The organism is Plantibacter sp. T3, from assembly GCF_902506515.1.
In the GTDB taxonomy this organism is placed as follows: domain Bacteria; phylum Actinomycetota; class Actinomycetes; order Actinomycetales; family Microbacteriaceae; genus Plantibacter; species Plantibacter auratus.
On record NZ_LR733286.1, the window covers coordinates 2,161,829 to 2,174,875 of the forward strand.

The following is a 13,047-nucleotide window of genomic DNA, read 5'->3' on the forward strand; positions in this document are numbered from 1 at the left end:
ATCAGGCGGTGACGAGCCGGTCGCTCTCCGCATGGTGACACGCCACGAGCCGTCCGTCGACGGGGCGCTCTCGCGGATCGTCGCGTTCGCAGACCGCCTGCTTCTCCGCCGGCAGCAGCTGGAACAGCGGGCAGCGGCTCCGGAAACTGCAGCCGACCCGGTCGTCGCTGGGGGAGGGGAGGTCGCCGTTCAGCAGGATGCGCTGCCGGCTGCGTTCGATCTCGGGGTCCGGGACCGGCACCGCGGAGAGGAGCGCCTGCGTGTACGGGTGCTTCGGGTCGTCGAAGATCGTGGCACTGGGTCCGTACTCGACGATGCGCCCGAGGTACATGACCGCCACGTCGTCGGCGATGTGCCGGACGACGGCGAGGTCGTGGGCGACGAACAGGTACGAGAGTCCGAGCCGCTGCTTGAGGTCTTCGAGCAGGTTGATGACGCCGGCCTGGACGGAGACGTCGAGCGCGGAGACCGGCTCGTCGAGCACGAGGATCTTCGGTTCGACGACGAGCGCCCGGGCGATGCCGATGCGCTGTCGCTGGCCACCCGAGAACTCGTGCGGGTACCGGCCGGCGAAGGACGGTTCCAGGCCGACGAGTTCGAGCATGGCACCGACGCGGGAGCGGATCTCGGTGGGGGAGACCCCGTGGACGGTCAACGGTTCGCCGATGATGTCCTCGATCGTCATGCGCGGATCGAGCGAGGCCATCGGGTCCTGGAACACCACCTGGATGTCGCTGCGCAGCTTCCGGCGGTCGGGCTTCGACAGCGTCGCGGTGTCGACCCCGTTCACGTGGATGCTGCCGCCCTGCGTCCTGGCGAGTTCGAGGATCTCCATGATCGTCGTCGTCTTCCCGCAGCCGGACTCCCCGACGAGGCCGAGGGTGCGTCCGCGCTGGACGCTGAACGAGACCCCGTCGACCGCGCGGACGGTGCCGATGTTGCGACGGAACACGACGCCCTTCGTGAGCGGGAAGGCGCGGGTCAGGTCGCGGACGTCGAGGACGGTCTCCGGAGCGACCTCGGCGACGAGCTCCTCCGGCACCTCGTCCGGCCGAGGGAAGATCTCCGGGCGGCGCAGCGATCCGTCGGCGATCTCGCCGGCGCGGATGCACGCCGCGGTGTGGTCGACCGAGGTCGTCGGGTCCTCGACGGGACCGTCGAGGACGGGGAGCAGCGCCGGTTCACCCTCGAGGCAGGCGGCCACGGCGATCGGGCAGCGCGGGGCGAAGGGGCAGCCGGTCGGCACGGTCGTCAACAGCGGTGGGCGTCCCTCGAGTGGGACGAGTCGTTCCTGCTGGTTCGCGGCCATGTTCGGCATGGATCGCAGCAGACCGATCGTGTACGGCATGAGGGGTTCGCGGAACAACGGGACGACGGGTGCCGTCTCGACGATCCGGCCCGCATACATCACGGCGACCCGGTCGGCGTTGCCGGCGACGACACCGAGGTCGTGCGTGATGAGCACCACGGCGGCGCCGGTGATGTCCTTCGCCTTCTGGAGCACCTCGAGGATCTGCGCCTGGATGGTGACGTCGAGCGCGGTGGTCGGCTCGTCGGCGATGATCAGCTGCGGGTCGTTCGCGATGGCGATCGCGATCATGGCCCGCTGACGCATGCCGCCGGAGAACTCGTGCGGGAACGACTTCGCACGCCGCTCCGCGTTCGGGATGCCGACGATCTTCAGCAGTTCGACGGCCCGGGTCTCGGCGGCGCGCTGCGAGAGCGCGGAGTCGTGGAGGCGGAGCCCCTCGGCGATCTGCTGACCGATCGTGTAGACGGGTGTGAGGGCCGAGAGCGGGTCCTGGAAGATCATGGCGATGTCGCGCCCGCGGATCTTCGACAGTTCCTTGTCGGACTGGCCGAGCAGCTCGACGCCGTCGTAGCGGATGCTGCCGCTCACCTGCGCGTTGGTCGGGAGCAGCCCCATGACGGCCATCGAGGAGACGCTCTTGCCGGAGCCCGACTCGCCGACGATGCCGAGGAACTCGCCTCGCCGCACCTCGTAGGAGACACCGCGGACGGCGTGCACGGGCGTGCCGGCGTTGGGGAAGGTGACGGTGAGGTCGTCGACCTTGAGGAGCGGCGCTGTCGCCTGGGGGTCAGTCACGGTTGGCTCCTGAGGTCGGGTCGATGGCGTCGCGGAGGGCGTCGCCGAGGAGGCTCGAGGCGAGCACGGTGATGACGAGGATCGCTGCCGGGAAGACGAACAGCCAGGGCCGCGTCACGGCCGCACTCGCACCGGCGGCGAGCAGGGTGCCGAGCGAGACGTCGGGTGCCTGGACGCCGAAGCCGAAGAAGCTCAGCGTCGTCTCCGACAGGATCGCCGCGCCGATGCCGAGCGTCGCGTCGATGATGAGGAGGCTCGCGACGTTCGGGATGATGTGCCGACGGATGATCGTGAACCCGGGGACGCCCATGAAGCGAGCGGCCTTGACGTACTCGCGTTCGCGGAGCGACATCGTCTGCCCGCGGATGACGCGGGCGAGCACCATCCAGCCGAACAGGACGAGGAAGACGACGAGGGCGAGCCAGGAGAGCGACTTGAACGCCGGGCTGAGGAGCACGAGGAGGAAGAAGCCGGGGATGACGAGGAGCAGGTCGATGAGCCAGACGATCGCCTTGTCCCAGACGCCGCCGACGTAACCGGCGATAGCCCCGACGAGTCCGGCGATGATCGCCGCCCCCGGGCCGACGATCAGGCCGATGACGATGGACTTCTGCAGACCGACGAGGGTCTGCGCGTACACGTCCTGGCCGATGTTGTTCGTGCCGAACCAGTGCGACAGCGAGGGCGGCTGGCTGAAGGCGAGGCCGTCCTGGTCGGTGAAGGACCAGGGGGAGAGCAGCGGGCCGATGAAGGCCCAGAGGATGATGAAGAGGAGGACGCCTCCACCGATGCGGGCGCGCTTCGTGGCGAGCACCTTCCGGAGGATCGTGCGTCCGCGGGACTGCGGCCGCTTTGGTGCATCCCGCATCGTCTCGGGTTCGCCGACGGTGAGGGTCGATGGGTCGGTCAGTGCCATGTCGTTACACCCGCACTCTCGGGTCGAGCGCCGCATAGATCACGTCGGAGAGGGTTCCGGCGATCAGGACGAGGATGGAGGTGAAGAGGATCGTTCCGGCGGCGGCGTTGATGTCCGAGTTCGAGACGCTCGTGAGGAGGTACTCGCCCATGCCGTGCCAGCTGAAGACGTTCTCCGTCACACTCGCGCCGGTGAGGATGAGTCCGAACGAGTAGGCGAAGAACGTCGACATCGGGATGAGCGCGACGCGGACGCCGTGTCGGATGATCGCGGAGCCGCGGGTCCGGCCCTTCGAGCGGGCGGTCCGGATGTAGTCGGCGCTCATCACGTCGAGCATGGCGCTGCGCTGGTACCGCGAGTACGAGGCGACGGCGCCGACGGTGAGGGTGATGGTGGGCAGCAGCAGATGCATCGCCCGGTCGCCGAACTGTGTCCAGAACCCGCCCTGTAGGCCGGCGGTGTACTCGCCGGTGAAGTTGATGACGTTCGTGCCGACCGCCTGGTTGAGCGACGTCGCGAGGATCATGAGCACGACGCCGATGACGAAGACGGGCATCGCGAGGATCGTGAACGAGGCGTAGGTGATGATCTGGTCGCTGGCCCGGTACTGCCGGACGGCGCCCCAGACGCCGAGGGCGACGCCGATGACCGCGCCCAGGATGGTGCCGATGACGAGGAGTCGGAGGCTCGTGCCCGAGCGCTCGAAGATGTCGGCCGTGACCTGGGTGCCGCGGGTGCTGACGCCGAGGGACCCGGTGGTCACGAGCTGGGTGACCCAGTCCCAGAGGCGTTCGAGCAGCGGCACCTTCGGGTTGACGCCCATCTTGTCGAGCGCCGCGTCGATCGAGGACTGCGGGATGGGCGGGTTCTTCCCGAGGAACCGGGCCGAGGGCTGGAGCGTCATGCTCACGAGCACGTAGCCCAGCATGGTGGCGATGGCGGAGAGGAACAGGTAGTTGACCAACCGCCGTGCAATGAACCCGATCATGTACCAGCCTTGCGAAGTCGTTGTGCGGGACCGCGTCGTCCCGTCAGCTGTGCTCCCCTCGTGGGGTGGAGACACTGTAACCCCGAACCATCGGGAATCAGAAAACGACGCGTGTTCCCAGGAAACGAAACGTATGTTTCCGGCTCGTACCGTCGAGAAATCGAAACGGTAACAATTCGTGCCCACTTGTGGGGGATCCCCGGAGCGGGTGCAAGATGGTCCACATTGGCCTGCGCGCCTTCCGCTCCGCATCGGTGCGGCGTTGCGCAGTTACACGTCACGAAAGGTGGATCTCGATGAGTTCCAGAACACAGGGATCGAAGCGGCGCGGCGGGATGATCCTCGCCGGCGTCTCGATCGTCGCCCTCGCATTGACGGCTTGCACCGGAGGCGGTTCAGGCGGTGGCGGCTCGACGTCGAAGCCCGCCGAGCTGTCCGGCACCGGCTGGGAGCGCGCCGACGCCGACCAGATCGCCCAGGGCGGCACACTGAACCTCGCGGTCGACACGATCCCGGCCAACTGGAACCTCAACAACCTCGACGCCGGTACGGTCGACGACCAGTTCCTCACGAACCTGTACACGCCGTCGTTCGTCAAGATCAAGGAAGACGGCTCCTGGGAGGCGAACCCCGACTACGCGACCTCGGTCGAGCTGAAGAGCGAGGACCCGCAGGTCGTCGAGATCAAGATCAACCCCGACGCCGTGTGGTCCGACGGCACCGCGATCAGCGTTGACGACGTCGCTGCGACGTGGCAGTCCCTGAACGGCGCGAACGAGGCGTACGCACCCACGTCCACGAACGTGTGGAAGGACATCGAGTCCGTCACCGCCGGCGACAGCCCGCAGGACGTCCTCATCACGTTCAAGAACAAGAACGCGGACTGGCCGTCCATCCTCGGCAACATCTGGCCGAAGTGGCTCGGCGCGACGCCCGAGTCGTTCAACACCCTCTGGGCGACCGGACCGTACGCGGCCGACGGCACGACCTACGTGTCGGGTGGCCCGTACATCGTCAGCAAGATCGACCAGACCGGTGCCGTCGTCACCTTCGCGCCCAACCCGAAGTGGTGGGGCGACAAGCCGAAGCTCGACAACATCATCTTCAAGCAGATCTCCCGCGCCGGGCTCGCCCAGGCATTCTCCAACAGTGAGATCGACGTCTTCAGCGTGGGTTCCAACGCCGACAACTACCAGACGGCTCAGAAGCGCAGCGACGCCGAGATCCAGCGTTCGCGCGGTACCACCTACAACCACATCACGCTGAACGGCACGTCCGAGGTCCTGAGCGACCCCGAGGTCCGCCAGGCGTTCGCCAAGTCGATCAACCGTCAGACCATCGCCGAGGCCCGCCTCGCCGCGATCGACGCGCCGACCGACCTGCTGAACAACCTCATCTTCCTCCCGGGCCAGGACGGCTACGAGGACGACGCCTCCAAGGTGCTCGGCTACGACATCGACGCGGCCAAGAAGCAGCTCGAAGACGCCGGTTGGAAGGAGGGCAGCGACGGCATCCGCGAGAAGGACGGCCAGAAGCTGACCGTCCGCTACGTCATCGACTCCGACAACCCGGTCTCCGCCGAGACGTCGCAGCAGGTGCAGGCCATGGTGAAGGAGTCGGGCTTCGACCTCCAGATCGACACCGTCCCCTCGGATGACTTCTTCACGAAGTACGTCACCACCGAGACCCGCGACTTCGACGCCGTGAGCTTCGCGTGGCAGGGCACCGCCTTCCCGATCTCCAGCACCGAGTCGATCTTCTACCCGGCCGATTCCGGGCAGAACTTCCCCGGCGTCACCGACGACTCGCTCGGTGACCTCTGGGCGAGCGCCAACGCGGAACTCGACCCCGACAAGCGCCTCGAGATCGCGAAGGAGATCGACAAGAAGATCGTCGCCCTCGCGACCACGCTCCCGCTGTTCCCGGTGCCGTACACCTACGGCGTCAAGACCGGCCTCGTGAACTACGGGCCGACCCAGTTCGAGACCATCGATTGGAAGAACGTGGGCTGGAAGAAGTAAGCGACACGACGGGTTCCTCCTGAACCCTGAGGACGACGGGCATCGGCGGGAAACCGCCGGTGCCCGTCGCCGTTCAGCCCCCGGCCAGGACTCCTGCGGTATGATGGTCCGTCGGCACCATCGTGCCCGAATCCCATCCACTTGAAGGAAGCCACCCTTTTATGGCGCTCGCCACTCGTTCCGATCTGCGCAATGTCGCGATCGTGGCCCACGTTGACCACGGCAAGACGACCCTCGTCGACGCCATGCTGCGACAGACCAACTCTTTCGCCGAACACGCCCACCTCGAAGAACGCGCCATGGACTCGAATGAGCTCGAGCGCGAAAAGGGCATCACCATCCTCGCCAAGAACACGGCGATCTCGTACAAGGGCGAACACGCCACCGACGGCCCGATCACGATCAACGTCATCGACACCCCGGGCCACGCCGACTTCGGTGGAGAGGTCGAGCGCGGCCTGTCCATGGTCGACGGCGTCGTCCTCCTCGTCGACGCGTCCGAGGGCCCCCTGCCGCAGACCCGCTTCGTGCTCCGCAAGGCGCTCGAGGCCAAGCTGCCGGTCATCCTCCTGGTCAACAAGACCGACCGCCCCGACGCACGCATCGACGAGGTCGTCGTCGAGAGCCAGGACCTCCTCATCGGTCTCGCCAGCGACATGGTCGACGACGTCCCCGACCTCGACCTCGACGCCGTCCTCGACGTCCCGGTCGTCTACGCCTCCGGTAAGGCCGGCCGCGCGTCGTCCAACAAGCCCGCCAACGGCGAACTGCCCGACAGTGAAGACCTCGAGCCGCTGTTCGCAGCCATCCTCGAGCACATCCCGGCTCCGCAGTACGACGACGAGCACCCGCTCCAGGCGCACGTCACGAACCTCGACGCCTCGCCGTTCCTCGGTCGTCTCGCGCTCCTGCGCATCTTCAACGGCACGCTGAAGAAGGGCCAGACGGTCGCGTGGGTCCGCCACGACGGCGACGTCCACAACGTCCGCGTCACCGAGCTCATGATCACGAAGGCCCTCGACCGCTACCCGGCCGAGAGCGCCGGCCCCGGCGACATCGTCGCCGTCGCCGGTTTCGCCGACATCATGATCGGCGACACCCTGGCCGACCCCGAGGACGTCCGCGCGCTGCCGGCCATCACGGTCGACGACCCGGCCATCTCGATGACCATCGGTACCAACACCTCGCCGCTCATGGGCAAGGTCAAGGGCCACAAGCTCACCGCGCGCATGGTCAAGGACCGCCTCGACCGCGAGCTCATCGGTAACGTCTCGCTCAAGGTCCTCGACATCGGTCGACCCGACGCGTGGGAGGTCCAGGGCCGTGGAGAGCTTGCGCTCGCCATCCTCGTCGAGCAGATGCGTCGCGAAGGCTACGAGCTCACCGTCGGCAAGCCGCAGGTGGTCACGAAGCGTATCGACGGCAAGGTCCACGAGCCGTACGAGCACCTCACCATCGACGCTCCCGAGGAGCACCTCGGCGCGATCACGCAGCTCCTCGCCGCTCGCAAGGGCCGCATGGAGAACATGGCGAACCACGGCACCGGCTGGGTCCGCATGGAGTTCATCGTCCCGTCGCGCGGTCTCATCGGCTTCCGGTCCGAGTTCCTCACCGCCACGCGCGGTACGGGTATCGCCAACGCGTTGGCACACGGATACGGCGAGTGGGCCGGCGCGATCACGACGCGCAACAACGGTTCGATCGTCGCCGACCGCTCCGGTGTGGTCACGCCCTTCGCGATCATCGCGCTGCAGGAACGCATGTCGTTCTTCGTGCAGCCGACCGAAGAGGTCTACGAGGGCATGGTCATCGGCGAGAACTCGCGCAACGACGACATGGACGTCAACATCACCAAGGAGAAGAAGCTGACCAACATGCGTCAGTCTTCGGCCGACAACTTCGAGTCGATGACGCCGCCGCGCGTCCTCACGCTCGAGGAGAGCCTCGAGTTCGCCCGCGAGGACGAGTGCGTCGAGGTCACGCCCGAGCACGTGCGCATCCGCAAGGTCGAGCTCGACGCTCAGGCCCGCCAGCGCAGCTACTCGCGTCTCAAGAAGCAGTCCGAGTAGGCAGTAACCGCTCCAACCCGATGCCCGGTCCTCTCAGGAAGACCGGGCATCGGGTCGTTAAGCTGATCGCATGCGCCGACCCGCCTCCCTCGCCCTGCTGGCCGCCCTCGTCCTCGCTCCGACGCTCGCCGGGTGCAGCGTCATCGAGTCCACCGTCAAGGACTCCGTCGAGCAGGGCATCCGCGACGCCACCGGTGGCGACTTCGACGTGAACCTCGACGAGGGGCTGCCGGACGGATACCCCGTCGACGCGGTCCCGGTGGTCGACGGCACGGTCAACGGCGGACGTGGCACGGTCGACGGCAAGGACACCTTCGTCGTGACGGTGCAGGCGACCGACGCCGCCACCGCAGCCAAGGACGCGCTCGTCGCGGCGGGCTTCACGATCGACGGGGAGATCGCGAACGGCGACGGTTCGATCGTGACGCTGTCGACGACGGCCTACGACGTGAAGCTCGTCGCCTCGGCGGACAGCATCCTCTACACGGTGACGGTCAAGTAGCACTTCGACAGGCTCAGTGACCGGTCAGGGAGGGCTCAGTGACCGCACTTCGACAAGCTCAGTGACCGGGGGCGGTCCTACGCGAAGAGCGTCTCGCCGACCCAGCCGTCCTTGCTCGCGCCCGGCGGCACCGCGAAGATCGCCGACCCGACGTGCTTGATGTACTCGTTGAGCGCATCGGTGGCCAGCGCGCGCTGCACGTCGATGAACTGCTTCGGCGATCGCTGGTACGACATGAAGAACAGTCCGGCGTTCAATCGCCCGAGGTCGTCGTTGCCGTCGACGAAGTTGTATCCGCGTCGCAGGAGCTTCGTGCCCTTGAGCTGGGTCGGGTGCGCCAGGCGCACGTGCGAGTGCTTGTCGATGAGCGGCTGATCCGTTGCGCCGACCGCGTCGAAGTCGGGCTCAGTGAACTCCTTACCGCCCGACAGCGGTGCGCCCTCGCCCTTGCTCCGACCGATGACGCGCTCCTGCTCCTGGAGCTGCGCGCGGTCCCAGGTCTCGATGATCATGCGGATCTTCCGGACCACGAGGTAGGAACCACCGCTCAGCCAGGCGGCGCTGTCTCCGTCCTGAACCCAGACCTGCTCCTCGACCGTCTTGGTCTCCTCGGACTTGACGTTCGCGGTGCCGTCTTTGAAGCCGAACAGGTTGCGCGGGGTGACCTGGCTGGTGGAGGTCGAGGAGGTACGACCGAAGCCGAGCTGCGACCAGCGGATGGAGGCGCGTCCGAACGCGATGCGGCTCAGATTGCGGATCGCGTGCACGGCGACCTGCGGGTCGTCGGCGCACGCCTGGATGCAGAGGTCGCCGCCGGTGAGGCCCGCCTGGAGGTTGTCGCCCGTGAAGCGGGGGAGCTTCTCCAACTCGCCCGGGCGCCGGTCGGCGATGCCGAACCGGTCCGTGCCGTCCTCGGCGGTGAAGAGCGTGGGTCCGAACCCGAAGGTGATCGTGAGCCCGCTGGCGGGCAGTCCGAGCGCTTCTCCGGTGTCGACCGGGGGAGCGAGCGGGGAGCCGTCGACGGCACCGCCGTCGGCGACCTCCTTCCCCTGCGTCATGCGCGCCGCGGCGACACTCCAGTCCTGGAGCAACTCGATGAGCTCCTCCCGGGTGGTCCCAGCCGACACGTCGTACGCGGCGAAGTGCAGGCGGTCCTGCGCCGGCGTCGTGATCCCGCTCTGGTGGGCCCCGTTGAACGGGTAGACCGTCGTGACGCCCGCGGCACTCGCCGAGGCGCTGACGGCGGCGGTGATGGCCGCGGTCGCCCCGGCTCCGGCCGCCAGCCCTGCGGCGCCCGCTCCGGCGAGGCCGAACAGCGCGCGGCGCGACAGCCCGCGCCGCGGGGCGTCGTTCGGTGGTGCGGACGCGGCGCCGGGTTCAGGCGCGGTGGGCGTCGATCCTGCCTCGGGTCCAGACGCGGTGGGCGTGGACCCTGCCTCGGTTGCAGGAGTCGTGGGGGGAGTGTGCTCGGTCATCGGACCTCATGCTATTCAGGGATGGCTGGAAGGCCGCAGGGCCGGAACCCCCAGAATGCTCTGAGCGGTTCCGGCCCGGCGCGCCGCGGAGGCGGCGGTGGATCCGTTCGGTGCTACTCGGCGACGCCGAGCACCGTGTGGGTGAGCTGCGACAGCGGCTCGGCGAGGGCGTTCACCTGGTCGGAGAGCTCCTTGCGCTGCTCCTCGGTGACGGTGTCGTAGCTCACGAAGCCGCTGTCGAGGCTGCCGTACTTCGCGAGCAGGTCCTGCAGCGCCGTGAACTCGGTCTCGATCTGGCCGACGAGCTTCGTGCCCGCGTCACCCTTGCTCGCGGCGATGTCCTTGACGTTGCCGAACGCGACCTCGGCTCCCTGCACGTTGGCCGCGAAGTCGTAGAGGTCGGTGTGGGACCACCAGTCCTCCTCGCCGGAGATCTTGCCGACGGCGACCTCGTCGAGGAGACCGATGGCACCGTTCGAGATGTCGCCGAGGCTCACGGTGAAGTCCTTCTCGGAGACGAGGTCGAACAGCTGCTGCACGTCGTCGACGAGTCCGGTGGCGAACTGCTGACGCTGTTCCGGCGTCGACGGCGTCCAGTCCGTCAGCGCGCTCGTGCCGTCGGAGTTCAGCGCGTCGGCTGCCGGCGGCCAGAGGTCCTTCTCGATCCGGTGGAAGCCGGTCCAGTCGAGTCCTTCAGCCACGGCGTCGACCTCGCGGTAGTCGATCTTCGGGTCGAGGTCGCCGAACGCCTCGGCCGTCGGCTCGATGCGTTCGTACGAGACGCGCGTCGTCGCGAAGAGCTGACGGGCGGTCTCATCGTCGCCGGCGGCGTACGCGTCGGTGAAGGCCTTCACCTGCGGCACGAGTTCGGCCACCTGCGACTTGATGTACGCGACGTAGTTCGTCACGGCCTGGTCGGTGAGCGCCTGCTCATCCTTCGAGACGGCCGCGTTCTCACCGGTGACGGTGAACTCGGCGAGGCCGACGGGAGCCCCGACGAGCTGGAACTTGCAGGCCGTGTAGTACGTGCCGGGGTTCAGCTGAGCGACGTAGGACACCGTCTGGCCCGGCGTCACGTTCTCCTTCTCGCCGACGATGCGCAGCTTGTCCGAGGCGAGGATCTCGAACTCGTTGACGTCGGTGCCGTTGTTGGTGATCGAGAACGTCACGGCGCCGGCCGTCGCCTTCGCGACGGACACCGAGCACGAGTCGTCGGTGATGGCGACGGTGAGTGCGTCGCTTCCCGTCTTGTTCGGGACGCATCCCGTGAGGGCGAGGGCGAGGACGCCCGCGCCGGCGAGGCCGGCGATGATGCGGTGCTGCATGGAGACTCCTGTCGGAAGGTGCTGGTGCTTGGTTCGTGGTGGGGCGGGGACCGGTCAGGCGTTCGTCGTGACCGGTTTCGTGACCGAGGTCGGGCGCCGACGGCCGAGACCCGAGACCCGGATGAAGCAGACGAGCGTGACGATCAGGTACAGCAGCCACGCACCGAACTGCGCCCAGGTCGGGGCAGGGGTGAAGTTGAAGAGTCCGCCGAGGACGGTGCCGTACCAGCTCGTCGGAGGGATGATCGCGCTCAGGTTGAACGCGGCCTGCCCCCAGCCGGGGATGACGCCCGCTTCCTGGAGGTCGCCGACGCCGTAGGCGAGGACGCCGGCAGCCACGACGACGAGGAAGAGCCCCGTCCACGTGAAGAAGGTGCCGAGGTTGATCCGGACGAATCCGCGGTAGATGAGATACGCGATGACGACGGAGGTGAGGATGCCGAGGAGCGCGCCGATCGAGCCGACGACGGCGCTCTCACCGGAGTTGACGCTCGCCCAGATGAAGAGGGCGGTCTCGATGCCCTCGCGGCCGACGCTGATGAAGCCGAGGACGACGATGCCGATCGCCGATCCGGCGACGGCGGCGTCGAGTCGTGACTCGAGGTCGTGCTTGAGCTCTCGGGCGTTGCGCCCCATCCAGAAGATCATCCAGGTGACGAGCCCGACGGCCAGGATGGAGAGTCCGCCGCCGAGGATCTCCTGCGCCTGGAAGCTCAGCCCGTACGGTCCCCAGGTGAGGATGGCACCGACACCGAGCGAGACGACGATCGCGACGGCGACGCCGAGCCACAACCGGGGGAGGACGTCGCGGCGGCCGAGCTTGTTCAGGTAGGCGACGAGGATGCCGACGATGAGGCCTGCTTCGAGGCCTTCGCGGAGGCCGATGAGGTAGTTCGCGAGCACGTGACCGGACTTTCGGGCGTCGAGCAGGCGGTCGCCCAGGGGAGGCCGTCGTCTGCGGGGTGGGGATGCATCCGAGGGCGCGCCGGGCGGGGACCGTGGTCCGGGCGGGGCGCTGCGACTTCGGAACGCGGTTGGGTAAGGCTAACCTTATCCGACGTCGACCATAGCGCCTGATGCTGAGGCTGTCCAGATACAATCGGCGGATGACCGATCCGGCCCCCGACCCCAGCCTCCCAGACGGCCGCACGGTCGGCGACGACCGCTGGTTCCCGCCGACACCGCCGCAGCAGGACGCACCGCACGAGCAGTCCACGGCGTCGCGGGTGATCGGGATCGTCCTCGCGTTCCTCGTCGGTCTGGCGTACGGCGCCATCGGCACGGTCGCGCACGCCTGGGCGCCCTCCGTACTTGGTGTCGCCCTCCCGGTCGGACTGGTGCTCGGGATCCTCGGCGTGGCCATGCTCCTGGTCGGACTCCGCATCGTCCTGGGGGACCGGCTCGCAGCGTCGGCAGCGGCCCTCGGGGTCATCCTCATGATCGGGATCCTGCTGCTCGAGAGCACCGGCGGCTCCGTCCTCATCCCGCAGAGCGTCTCGGGCCTCGTCTGGACCATCGCGCCCGGTCTCATCGCCGTCCTCGTCGTCGCGTGGCCGAAGCTCCCGGAGCGCGCCCGCACGCGCGACGACCGTCCCGCGGGACCGGCGCCCGAACCGTTCCCCGTCTCGCCGCAGGCGTAGACTG

Annotated in this window: 10 protein-coding genes; 4 read left to right on the plus strand and 6 right to left on the minus strand. The window is 67.9% G+C overall.

Translation table 11 applies throughout. The annotated features are described in order from the left end of the window. Nucleotide 1: 1 nt before the first annotated feature. From GV015_RS10375 to GV015_RS10385, 3 genes are read right to left on the minus strand one after another with little or no spacing between them, the layout of a single operon-like run. Nucleotides 2–2,107, minus strand: a complete 2,106-nt coding sequence (locus GV015_RS10375) for an ABC transporter ATP-binding protein (protein ID WP_159878238.1) — start codon at nt 2,105–2,107, stop codon at nt 2–4. After that, nucleotides 2,100–3,023 (minus strand): ABC transporter permease, encoded by a 924-nt coding sequence (locus GV015_RS10380; protein WP_079705531.1) that lies wholly within the window; start codon nt 3,021–3,023, stop codon nt 2,100–2,102. Before GV015_RS10380 ends, GV015_RS10375 begins: the two co-directional genes overlap by 8 nt. A 4-nt stretch (nt 3,024–3,027) precedes the next feature. Further along, the gene (locus GV015_RS10385) at nt 3,028–4,011 is read right to left on the minus strand and encodes an ABC transporter permease (protein WP_079705532.1); all 984 of its coding nucleotides are present in this window, start codon (nt 4,009–4,011) and stop codon (nt 3,028–3,030) included. 296 nt (nt 4,012–4,307) lie between these two features. Between GV015_RS10385 and GV015_RS10390 the strand changes: the two genes are divergently transcribed. From GV015_RS10390 to GV015_RS10400, 3 genes are all read left to right on the plus strand, one after another. Beyond that, nucleotides 4,308–6,032, plus strand: a complete 1,725-nt coding sequence (locus GV015_RS10390; protein WP_159878240.1) for an ABC transporter family substrate-binding protein — start codon at nt 4,308–4,310, stop codon at nt 6,030–6,032. A gap of 161 nt (nt 6,033–6,193) precedes the next feature. Continuing rightward, nucleotides 6,194–8,101: a translational GTPase TypA gene (gene typA / locus GV015_RS10395; protein WP_056007297.1), complete on the plus strand. Its 1,908-nt coding sequence runs from the start codon at nt 6,194–6,196 to the stop codon at nt 8,099–8,101. A 70-nt stretch (nt 8,102–8,171) separates the two neighbouring features. After that, a complete protein-coding gene (locus tag GV015_RS10400) occupies nt 8,172–8,603 on the plus strand; it encodes a hypothetical protein (protein ID WP_124769011.1) in 432 nt (143 codons plus the stop codon). Between the two features lie 77 nt (nt 8,604–8,680). Here GV015_RS10400 and efeB read toward each other — a convergent pair whose 3' ends face one another. From efeB to efeU, 3 genes are all read right to left on the minus strand, one after another. Next, nucleotides 8,681–10,078, minus strand: a complete 1,398-nt coding sequence (gene efeB, locus GV015_RS10405; protein ID WP_159878242.1) for an iron uptake transporter deferrochelatase/peroxidase subunit — start codon at nt 10,076–10,078, stop codon at nt 8,681–8,683. Nucleotides 10,079–10,191: 113 nt separating this feature from the next. Continuing rightward, nucleotides 10,192–11,403: an iron uptake system protein EfeO gene (efeO, locus tag GV015_RS10410; RefSeq protein ID WP_124769013.1), complete on the minus strand. Its 1,212-nt coding sequence runs from the start codon at nt 11,401–11,403 to the stop codon at nt 10,192–10,194. Between the two features lie 54 nt (nt 11,404–11,457). Next, complete coding sequence (efeU, locus tag GV015_RS10415; RefSeq protein ID WP_124769014.1) at nt 11,458–12,306, minus strand: iron uptake transporter permease EfeU; 849 nt, start codon at nt 12,304–12,306, stop codon at nt 11,458–11,460. Between the two features lie 203 nt (nt 12,307–12,509). On the opposite strand from efeU, the gene GV015_RS10420 reads away from it, so the two are divergent. Continuing rightward, nucleotides 12,510–13,043 carry a hypothetical protein gene (locus GV015_RS10420; protein ID WP_159878244.1) on the plus strand — a complete coding sequence of 178 codons (534 nt, stop codon included), beginning with the start codon at nt 12,510–12,512 and terminating at the stop codon, nt 13,041–13,043. Nucleotides 13,044–13,047: the final 4 nt, after the last annotated feature.

Bases quoted from the DNA above. Each gene is read 5' to 3' on its own strand.
- GV015_RS10420 (WP_159878244.1), top strand. From the start codon at position 12,510: ATGACCGATCCGGCCCCCGACCCCAGCCTCCCAGACGGCCGCACGGTC.
- GV015_RS10380 (WP_079705531.1), bottom strand. From the start codon at position 3,023: ATGGCACTGACCGACCCATCGACCCTCACCGTCGGCGAACCCGAGACG.
- typA (WP_056007297.1), top strand. From the start codon at position 6,194: ATGGCGCTCGCCACTCGTTCCGATCTGCGCAATGTCGCGATCGTGGCC.
- efeB (WP_159878242.1), bottom strand. From the start codon at position 10,078: ATGACCGAGCACACTCCCCCCACGACTCCTGCAACCGAGGCAGGGTCC.
- GV015_RS10390 (WP_159878240.1), top strand. From the start codon at position 4,308: ATGAGTTCCAGAACACAGGGATCGAAGCGGCGCGGCGGGATGATCCTC.
- GV015_RS10400 (WP_124769011.1), top strand. From the start codon at position 8,172: ATGCGCCGACCCGCCTCCCTCGCCCTGCTGGCCGCCCTCGTCCTCGCT.
- GV015_RS10385 (WP_079705532.1), bottom strand. From the start codon at position 4,011: ATGATCGGGTTCATTGCACGGCGGTTGGTCAACTACCTGTTCCTCTCC.
- efeO (WP_124769013.1), bottom strand. From the start codon at position 11,403: ATGCAGCACCGCATCATCGCCGGCCTCGCCGGCGCGGGCGTCCTCGCC.